This window comes from Pseudoduganella lurida (assembly GCF_007830455.1).
Classification (GTDB): Bacteria; Pseudomonadota; Gammaproteobacteria; order Burkholderiales; family Burkholderiaceae_D; genus Rugamonas; species Rugamonas lurida.
This window is the reverse complement of the sequence record NZ_VLLB01000010.1, coordinates 188,197-196,403: the sequence shown is the minus strand read 5'-3', so window position 1 is coordinate 196,403 and position 8,207 is coordinate 188,197. Positions and strand designations below refer to the sequence as shown.

Genomic DNA, 8,207 nt, shown 5'->3' with positions numbered 1-8,207 from the left:
ATCGGCACGAAGTCAGTGCTCTCGTTGGCGTCTGTCCATACAACCGCGACAGCGGCAGGATGCAGGGCAAGCGACGAATCTTCGGTGGGCGAGCGTGTGTACGCGCAGTGCTGTACATGGCAACTTTGGCTGCGATACGCTCGAACAGCGCGATAAAGAACACCTATGAGCGGCTTGTCGCAGTAGGCAAGATCAAGAAGGTCGCGATCGTCGCCTGCATGCGCAAGCTGCTCGTTACGATGAACGCCGTGCTACGAGACGCTCGGCCATGGGAGGCTGCTACCGTGACACGTTAGACGCGACACAGTTGCTGACCCCAAGGTGGACACGGGCTCGGCTGCAGATCAGCGGGTTTCGGCTTTCGCGGCGGGCGCCGGGGCGCGGATCGCCATCTGCTGGGCCCCTTCCATCTGGGCGCGCAGCCATTTGTGGGCCGGGCTGCGGGCGTCGCGTTCGTGCCACAGCATGTCCAGGTGGACGGCCGGCAGCTGGAACGGCAGGTCCTTGTAGATCAGCGCTTCCGTCATGCCGGTCGACGCAATCAGGTGCTTCGGCAGCACCGTCAGCAGGTCCGAGTTGGCCACCACGCGGCCGGCCGTGAAGAACTGGTTCACCGTCAACAGGATGCGGCGTTCGCGCTGCAGCTGGGCCAGCGCCTCGTCCACCAGGCCGTGCGCGCGGCCCGAGAAACTCACCAGCAGGTGGTTCGCTTCGCAGTAGCTGTCCAGCGTCAGCTCGCCCTTGGCCAGCGGATGATTGCGGCGCATCACGCACACATAGGTTCCCGAATACAGCCGCTCGTGCCGGATCGGCGAGGCCGTTTCATAGGACAGCTGCGCGGCCACGCCGGGGAAGAAGCCCACCGCCAGGTCGATATCGCCACGCAGCAGCATCGGCCGCGGTTCGCGCGTCGTCAGCGGCACCATGCGCACATTGATGCCCGGGGCTTCCGCTTCGATCGAGCGCATCAGCGAGGGCAGGAAGAAGGCCGCCGTGGCATCGGCCATTGCCAGCCGGAAGGTGGCGTGCGCTTTCGACACGTCGAACGAGCCGGGCGCCACGGCCGCTTCCAGCGACGCCAGCGCGCTGCGCACGGACGGCCACAGCGCTTCGGCGCGGGGCGTTGGCTTCACGCCATAGGCGGTTCGGATCAGCAGCTCGTCGCCCAGGCTCTCGCGCAGGCGCTTGATGGCGTTCGAGACGGCGGGCTGCGTCATGGCGAGATGGCCGGCAGCCCGGGTCAGGTTCTGCTCGGTCATGACGGCATCGAAAACGCGCAGCAGGTTCAAGTCCAGCGTCAGGAAGCTCATGAGTCAGTCATTCAGAAGGGTGATGATTAGTATTGGGAAACAGAATTGGATTGATATGTTGCGCTGCACTATATTATCGTCAGATTTTAAACTACCTGAGAAACCATGCCTACTTTTGTGTCCGTCGCCCAGTTCATGCCGTTGTCGGTCGGGGACGCGCTGCAACTGCTGCTGGCATGCGCCCTGGCCATCGGTTTCCTGGTGCTGTTCCGGCCCCTGCTGCGCGGGCTGGCGCTGGCTGCCTTCTTGGTCGTGCGGCCGAAGTTGACGAAGGCCCAGCGCCTTCAACGCAACGCCGCGCTCGCCTCCCAGGCCTGACGCGCAGTTCGCCCCGGCGACACATCGAAAAAACCCGGGTCTCGGCCCGGGTTTTCGTTTGTGGATGATAGCAATCCGCATCCGCCCAAAAACTATCCAATATTCACTAGCGAACCTGCTCAGCCCCCCAGCAGCTTCGGCTTCAGGTCGGTATCGGCCGGCTTGTCGCCGATCCAGATCCGCAGGATCGCGTTGTAGAATGCCAGTTCCGGCACGGTCTGGCCGATTTGTTTGCCGTTCAGCGTGCAGACGGTGCCGGTGCCGGGTATCCAGTCCACCAGCAGCACGTCGCCCTTCTTCAGGCCGGGAATCGAGGCGAACATCTCGCCGAAGGTTTTGGTTTGCGACAGCAGCCGCGTGCGTTCGGCCTGGTCGGTATTCGCGTTCAGGCCCTTCATGAAGGCGTCGCCGAAGTCTTCCGAGGACAGGTCGCGCAGCGTGACGATCTGCACGCGCCGCGCACCCTGCGTGGCGAGGATGTCGCTGGCGGTGGTTTTCTTTTCCGGCAGGTACAGGCCCAGCGCGTAGACCTTGAATATCACCTTGGTGCGCAGGCCGGCGCCGTTCAGCTTCAGGGCCTGGCCCTGCACGGTGGCGGTATCGTCGAACCTGACGTCGGCAACGGTGGTGGCGGCCAGCGCGGGCAGGCTGGCGGCAAGCAGCAGCGCGCAGGCGCCGTGGATCAATGTTCTGCGGGTGGCATTCATCGTGTCTCCGGATTCTGGTTGGGGAAGTGCCGTTGCACTATACCACCGCCGAATCCGGCTCACGCACGATCATGCTTTTTTGCGGCGGCGCGCTTCAGGCGGCCTTGGCCGCTTCCAGGCGTTCGTACTTGGCGAACAGCTCGTCCTTCGTTTCGCGCCAGGCGGGATCGAAGGGAATGCAGGCGACGGGGCAGACCTGCTGGCACTGGGGTTCGTCGAAGTGCCCCACGCATTCGGTGCACTTGTTCGGATCGATCTCGTAGATTTCCGGACCCATGAAGATCGCTTCGTTCGGGCACTCGGGCTCGCACACGTCGCAGTTGATGCAGTCGTCGGTAATGATCAATGCCATGGTCTTACACCTCGGTATCGCCGGTATCGGCAATCTTCTTGCGCAGCCAGCGGTCGACGGAGGGGAACACGAATTTCGATACGTCGCCGCCCAGCTGGGCGATCTCGCGCACGATGGTGCCGGAGATGAACTGGTACTGGTCGGAAGGGGTGAGGAACAGCGTTTCGACATCCGGCAGCAGGTAGCGGTTCATGCCCGCCATCTGGAATTCGTATTCGAAATCGGACACGGCGCGCAGGCCGCGCACGATCACGCGCGCATCGTGCTTGCGCACGAAATCCTTCAGCAGGCCGGAAAAGCCTTCCACCTGCACGTTCGGGTAATGGCCCAGCACCTCGTTGGCGATTTCCAGGCGTTCTTCCAGCGAGAAGAAGGGACGCTTGTTCTTGCTGTCCGCCACGCCCACCACCAGCGTGTCGAACAGGCCGGAGGCGCGGCGCACCAGGTCCTCGTGACCCCGGGTGAGCGGATCGAACGTGCCCGGATAAACAGCTACAACCATTGCGGCTCCCCCCTTTATGCTTCAATCAAGGGCGCATTATGCCTGAAAACAGTGCACGCCGAGAGGGCCGGCCGGCGTTCCGCTCAGGGCGCGGCGCGTTCCAGCAGGTGGAAGTGGACCATGCCGGCCTTGTCCTCGCGCACCACTTGCCAGCCTGCCATCCACTCCGGCCGGGCATCCTCGGCAGGCAGCGGTTCACCCGATTCGGCGTACACCAGGCCACTCCCGGCCACCAGCTTCGCGCACAGGGGCAGCACCCGCGACAGGAAATCCTGCTGGTACGGCGGGTCGAGGAAGATCACGTCGAACTGCTGGGCGCGGCCGGCCAGCGATTGCGCCAGCGCCAGCGCATCGGCCCGCAGCACCGTCACGTTCGTGGCCTTGAGCTTTTCCTGGATGGTTTGTAGCTGCCGGACGATGGTGGCATTGGCATCGGCCATCGTCACGTGCTGCGCGCCGCGGCTGGCCGCTTCGTAGCCGAGCGCGCCGCTGCCGGCGAACAGGTCCAGCACGCGCAGGTTGCCCCAGTCGCCGCGCAGGTGGTTCAGCCAGTTGAAGACGGTCTCGCGTACCCGGTCCGGCGTCGGGCGCAGGCCCATCGCTTCGAGCACGGGCAACGGCGTGCGTTTCCACTCCCCGCCGATGATGCGCACCTGCCGGTTGTGCTGGGGACCGTGGACGGGGACTTTGGCGGGCTTGTTCTTCTGCATGAGAGAGGGGAATGGACAGGAGGCGGCATTATAGCGGCCATGTTTCCTGAAAAATGGGGACAGACCCCATTTTTCAGGAAACATGCGCGGCCGCCGGCATTGGTGGGCGGCAAAATATTTCCAAAAAAAGGGGACTGTCCCCGTTTTTTGGAAACTTTTCAGTCACACAACGTGGGCAGCGCAGGATTGCGGGCGAAGTCGAACAGGGTGTTCAGCTGGGACAGCGTGACGCGGTCCGTCGACAGTGGCAGGTGCGGGAGCTCGTCCTGCGCCACCCAGCGCACCTCGGTGGTCTCGGACGTTTGCGCCAGCAGCGCGCCGCCGGTGGCCTGGCACAGCACGAAGGCCTTGTAGACATACCAGGCCTGCGGCGGATGGGGATGCTGGCGCTTGTCCCACAGCGCTAGGAGACGCACGGCCTGCGCGTCCAGCCCGGTTTCCTCGCGTACTTCCTTCACGGCGACTTCGAACGGCGTGCAGCCCACATCGGCCCAGCCGCCCGGTAGCGACCAGCGGCCGCCATCGAAGGTTTCACGGACCATCAGGATGCGGTCCGTTCCTTGGAACAGTACCGCGCGAATATCGACCTTCGGCGTGGGATAGCCGCGCTCGGTGGCGACGGCATCCGCGAAGCTGGCCACCGGCTGGTCCGTCAGGTGCGCCAGCATGCGGTGGCTGAGCGCCAGCACTTCCTGGTAGCGCTCGGCGTCGAACACGTGCGGTTCATATGCCAGGCCGGCCATGGCCAGCGCCTGGAGTCGCTGGGCGATGCCGAGCCACATGCCGGGCTCGGCGGATGCATCGTCAGGAAGGGAATCGGCCGCGGGCGCGGCGTCGGGAAGGGACATGGCAGGGCTCGGTGTTGGTGAAGATGCCACCGTAGCACAGGACGCTATTCGGGAACAGGCCACGTCCTTCGGGACAGGCACCTGTTCTGGAGCACCACGCATCTTGCTTCAGAATAGGTGGCTGTCCCCGATGTTCAGCTTATTTCACCTCGGCGGCCAGCGTGGAGAAGTCGCCGATCCAGCCCTGCATGCGTTTTTGCGCATGGGCTTTCTGCTCCGGCGTGGCGATCCGGATCACGGTGTGCACCAGCTCGATCGTGCTGTTGGTGTAGCTGTCGAAGAACGGCTTGCGCTCGGAGTTGTCCATGCGGCTGAAGCTGTCGCGGATCAGCGCCTGGATCTGCGCCGTGGCCTGCTCGCGGCTCGGCTTTTCCTGCACGATCTTGCGGGCCAGGTTCAGCACGTTGCGCTGGCGGCGCTGGCGCTCGTCGAACCAGATGTTGTTGTCCAGCGGACGGGCATCCGATGCCTTGCGGATGATGGCCTTCTGCTCGCTGGTGAAGGTGCCGAACCACAGCTCGAACTGCTCCATCGATTTCTTGTAGCGGAACTCGTTCTGGTCGTCGCGGCTGCCCTTCATGTTCTCCTTGCGGAACTTGACGTTGTTCTTCTCGAACTTCTTCTCCATCTGGTCCAGCTGTTCCGGCTTCAGCGACAGCGCCAGGTCGGCGATGTCCGGCGCGGCCTTCACCAGCAGGGCCTGGGTGCGGGCGCGGATGTCGTCATAGTCGGCGCGCAGGTCGGCCGGCGACGGGTTGGACTGCAGCTGCTTCTGGGCGCGCTGCAGGAACTGGGTGTAGTCCTGCAGCTGCGTCTTGCGGTGCCAGCGGAACAGGTTGTCGATGTCCTTCTTGACCTCGGCGCGCTGGTCGCCGTCGAAGTCCACGTAGTTGTCCAGCCACCAGTACAGCAGCGTGTCGCCATTGTTGTAGGCCAGTTTCAGGGAGCTGCAGGCGGCAAGTACCGCCAGCAGGGCGATGGCGCACCAGGTACGGAAAGAACGGGACTGCATGTTAGACTTTTGCATATTATTAATTAAACCGAAGTGAGCTTATGAATGTTGTGATCCTCGCCGCTGGCATGGGCAAGCGCATGCAGTCGGCCCTGCCGAAAGTGCTGCATCCCGTGGCTGGCAAGCCGCTGCTGTCGCATGTGATCGACACGGCACGCAGCCTTGCTCCGACTAAATTATGTGTGATTTACGGGCACGGCGGCGCCACGGTGCTGGCCGCGCTGGAATCCTACAAGGCCGGCGGCCTGGATATCTCGGCCGCGTTGCAGGAACCGCAGCTGGGCACGGGCCATGCCGTGATGCAGGCGCTGCCGGTGCTGGATGAATCCGTCCCCACGCTGGTGCTGTACGGCGACGTGCCGCTGACTACGGCCGCATCGCTGCAGCGCCTGGTCGATGCCGCGGGCCAGGACAAGCTGGGTATCCTGACCGTGGTGCAGGCCGATCCCTTCGGCCTGGGCCGCATCGTCCGCGAAGGCGGCCGTATTGTCCGCATCGTCGAGGAGAAGGATGCCACCCAGGAACAGCGTGCCATCAAGGAAATCAACTCCGGCATCATGTGCATCCCGACCGGCCACCTGAAGACCTGGCTGGCCTCGCTGCAGAACAATAATGCCCAGGGCGAGTACTACCTGACGGACATCGTGGCGCGTGCCGTCGCCGACGGCGTGGAAGTCGTGTCGGCACACCCGGCAGCCGAGTGGGAAGTGCTGGGCGTGAACAGCAAAGTCCAGCTGGCCCAGCTGGAGCGCATCCACCAGGGCAACCTGGCGCTGGCGCTGCTGGAAAAAGGCGTGACCGTGATGGACCCGGCGCGTATCGACATCCGTGGCGAGCTCGTTTGCGGACGCGACGTGACGATCGATGTCGGCTGCGTGTTCGAAGGCAAGGTGGTGCTGGAGGATGGTGTGACGGTGGGCCCGCACAGCATGCTCGTCAACGCCACGATCGGCGCCGGCGTGCAGATCAAGGCGCTGTGCCATATCGAGGGCGCCAATGTCGGCGCGAAGTCGATCATCGGCCCGTATGCGCGCCTGCGCCCCGGTTCCGAACTGGGCGAGGATGTCCACATCGGCAACTTCGTCGAGGTCAAGAACAGCAATATCGCCGCGCACAGCAAGGCCAACCATCTTGCCTACGTGGGCGACACGGACATGGGCTCGCGCGTGAACTTCGGCGCCGGCGCCATCACCTGCAACTATGACGGCGCCAACAAGTTCCGCACCGTCATCGAGGACGACGCCTTCATCGGCAGTGACAGCCAGCTGATCGCTCCCGTCACGGTCGGTGCGGGGGCCACGATTGCTGCCGGCACCACGCTGACGAAGAATGCCCCGGCCGGCAAGCTGACGATCTCCCGCGCGAAGCAGGTCACGATCGAAGGCTGGCAGCGCCCGGTCAAGCAGAAGAAGTAAGCAGTTCCTCCCGGCGCCCTTCCGCGAACCGCACCAGGTCGGGGAAGAAGCGTTCGAAGCCTGCCGCGATGGCGTCCCGGTGCCGCACCAGGTCGCCGATGCCGTCGCGCAGCAGCTCGCCATTCCGGCTCAGGCGGCGCGATACGCGCACGACCGTTCCCTCCACGCCCTCGAACGTCGCATAACTGCCCAGCCAGTCCTGGCGCACCAGGTAGGGCAGCATCTCGCGCAGCCGCAGCGGCAGGATCGCCTCATGGGCCTGCAACGCACGGTAGAACTGCGCGATGAGTGCGTGACGCGGTGTGTCGCACCAGGCATCCCAGTGACGGCTCAGCTCGTGGTCGTAGAACACATCCAGCACGATGCCGGCATAGCGGCGGCGCCCTTCCCCGAACAGTTCGCGCGCTTCCCGCACCACGGGATGGCTGTCCGTGTAGCTGTCCACATGCCGGTGCAGGAGGATCTCGCGGGCGATCTCGGGCGGATAGTCCAGCACGTCGTTCGCCTTGACGAAGTCGCCCAGCATCGCACCGACCATCGCCGCAGCGCTGTGCCGCGCCAGATATACGTGAGCAAGGTAGTTCATGGGCCATTCTAGCCGTTGCGGGCAGGCGCCGCTGTGGACAAGCCTGTGCAGAAGCGGGTGGATAGCCGGTGTGTAATCGGTGGGAAAAGCCATATGCCGATCTGGAACGCCGAACGCGTCAGCCGCCAGGACCCGCTTTGAAGCAATTGGGGATAAAGCTGTTGGCAACAGGTGGGGCAAGCGGTGGGCAAGCCGTGGACAGCCTTGTATGACGGGGTTTGTGGCTTTCCAAATTGAAGTGACTGCGGTGCATAACTTTGTGGAAAAGATATGGGACAAGCTGTTCACAGCTCCGATAACAAGTGCTGGGCGGTATCGACTGCCTGAGAATTGAGCGAACGCCATCGGTACGTGCGATGGCGTCTTCTCACGTGTCTTGCAGATACCGCGCTGTGCACAAGCAGGGGCGTTTTCCACACCCGCCTTTCCAAAGGCATTGGGGATGAA

The 8,207-nt window shown here is 63.8% G+C and carries 11 protein-coding genes; 3 read left to right on the top strand and 8 right to left on the bottom strand.

Annotated features, from left to right (window positions below; all coding sequences use genetic code 11):
* Positions 1-296 (top strand): transposase (locus IP91_RS22645; protein WP_145652232.1); only part of this gene is annotated, 296 nt, incomplete at its 5' end.
* A gap of 48 nt (positions 297-344) precedes the next feature.
* Here IP91_RS22645 and IP91_RS22640 read toward each other — a convergent pair.
* The gene (locus IP91_RS22640; protein WP_145652230.1) at positions 345-1,310 is read right to left on the bottom strand and encodes a LysR family transcriptional regulator; all 966 of its coding nucleotides are present in this window, start codon (positions 1,308-1,310) and stop codon (positions 345-347) included.
* 105 nt (positions 1,311-1,415) lie between these two features.
* Between IP91_RS22640 and IP91_RS22635 the strand changes: the two genes are divergently transcribed.
* Complete coding sequence (locus IP91_RS22635; protein ID WP_145652228.1) at positions 1,416-1,628, top strand: hypothetical protein; 213 nt, start codon at positions 1,416-1,418, stop codon at positions 1,626-1,628.
* Between the two features lie 119 nt (positions 1,629-1,747).
* Here IP91_RS22635 and IP91_RS22630 read toward each other — a convergent pair whose 3' ends face one another.
* From IP91_RS22630 to IP91_RS22605, 6 genes are all read right to left on the bottom strand, one after another.
* Positions 1,748-2,335, bottom strand: coding sequence for a chalcone isomerase family protein (locus IP91_RS22630; RefSeq protein WP_145652226.1), 588 nt, complete (start codon positions 2,333-2,335; stop codon positions 1,748-1,750).
* A 94-nt stretch (positions 2,336-2,429) separates the two neighbouring features.
* Entirely contained in the window at positions 2,430-2,687 is a 258-nt protein-coding gene (locus IP91_RS22625; RefSeq protein WP_145652225.1) for a YfhL family 4Fe-4S dicluster ferredoxin, read from the bottom strand.
* A gap of 4 nt (positions 2,688-2,691) precedes the next feature.
* Complete coding sequence (coaD, locus tag IP91_RS22620; RefSeq protein ID WP_145652223.1) at positions 2,692-3,189, bottom strand: pantetheine-phosphate adenylyltransferase; 498 nt, start codon at positions 3,187-3,189, stop codon at positions 2,692-2,694.
* Positions 3,190-3,272: 83 nt separating this feature from the next.
* Positions 3,273-3,899, bottom strand: coding sequence for a 16S rRNA (guanine(966)-N(2))-methyltransferase RsmD (gene rsmD / locus IP91_RS22615; protein ID WP_145652221.1), 627 nt, complete (start codon positions 3,897-3,899; stop codon positions 3,273-3,275).
* 158 nt (positions 3,900-4,057) lie between these two features.
* Entirely contained in the window at positions 4,058-4,747 is a 690-nt protein-coding gene (locus IP91_RS22610) for an NUDIX hydrolase (RefSeq protein ID WP_199754714.1), read from the bottom strand.
* A gap of 139 nt (positions 4,748-4,886) precedes the next feature.
* A complete protein-coding gene (locus IP91_RS22605) occupies positions 4,887-5,759 on the bottom strand; it encodes a DUF6279 family lipoprotein (RefSeq protein WP_229474844.1) in 873 nt (290 codons plus the stop codon).
* Between the two features lie 41 nt (positions 5,760-5,800).
* Here IP91_RS22605 and glmU point away from each other — a divergent pair, with 41 nt between their 5' ends.
* The gene (glmU, locus tag IP91_RS22600) at positions 5,801-7,174 is read left to right on the top strand and encodes a bifunctional UDP-N-acetylglucosamine diphosphorylase/glucosamine-1-phosphate N-acetyltransferase GlmU (protein ID WP_145652217.1); all 1,374 of its coding nucleotides are present in this window, start codon (positions 5,801-5,803) and stop codon (positions 7,172-7,174) included.
* Here the strand turns inward: glmU and IP91_RS22595 are convergent.
* Complete coding sequence (locus tag IP91_RS22595; RefSeq protein ID WP_145652215.1) at positions 7,158-7,760, bottom strand: acyl carrier protein phosphodiesterase; 603 nt, start codon at positions 7,758-7,760, stop codon at positions 7,158-7,160. The genes glmU and IP91_RS22595 overlap by 17 nt on opposite strands.
* Between the last annotated feature and the right edge of the window lie 447 nt (positions 7,761-8,207).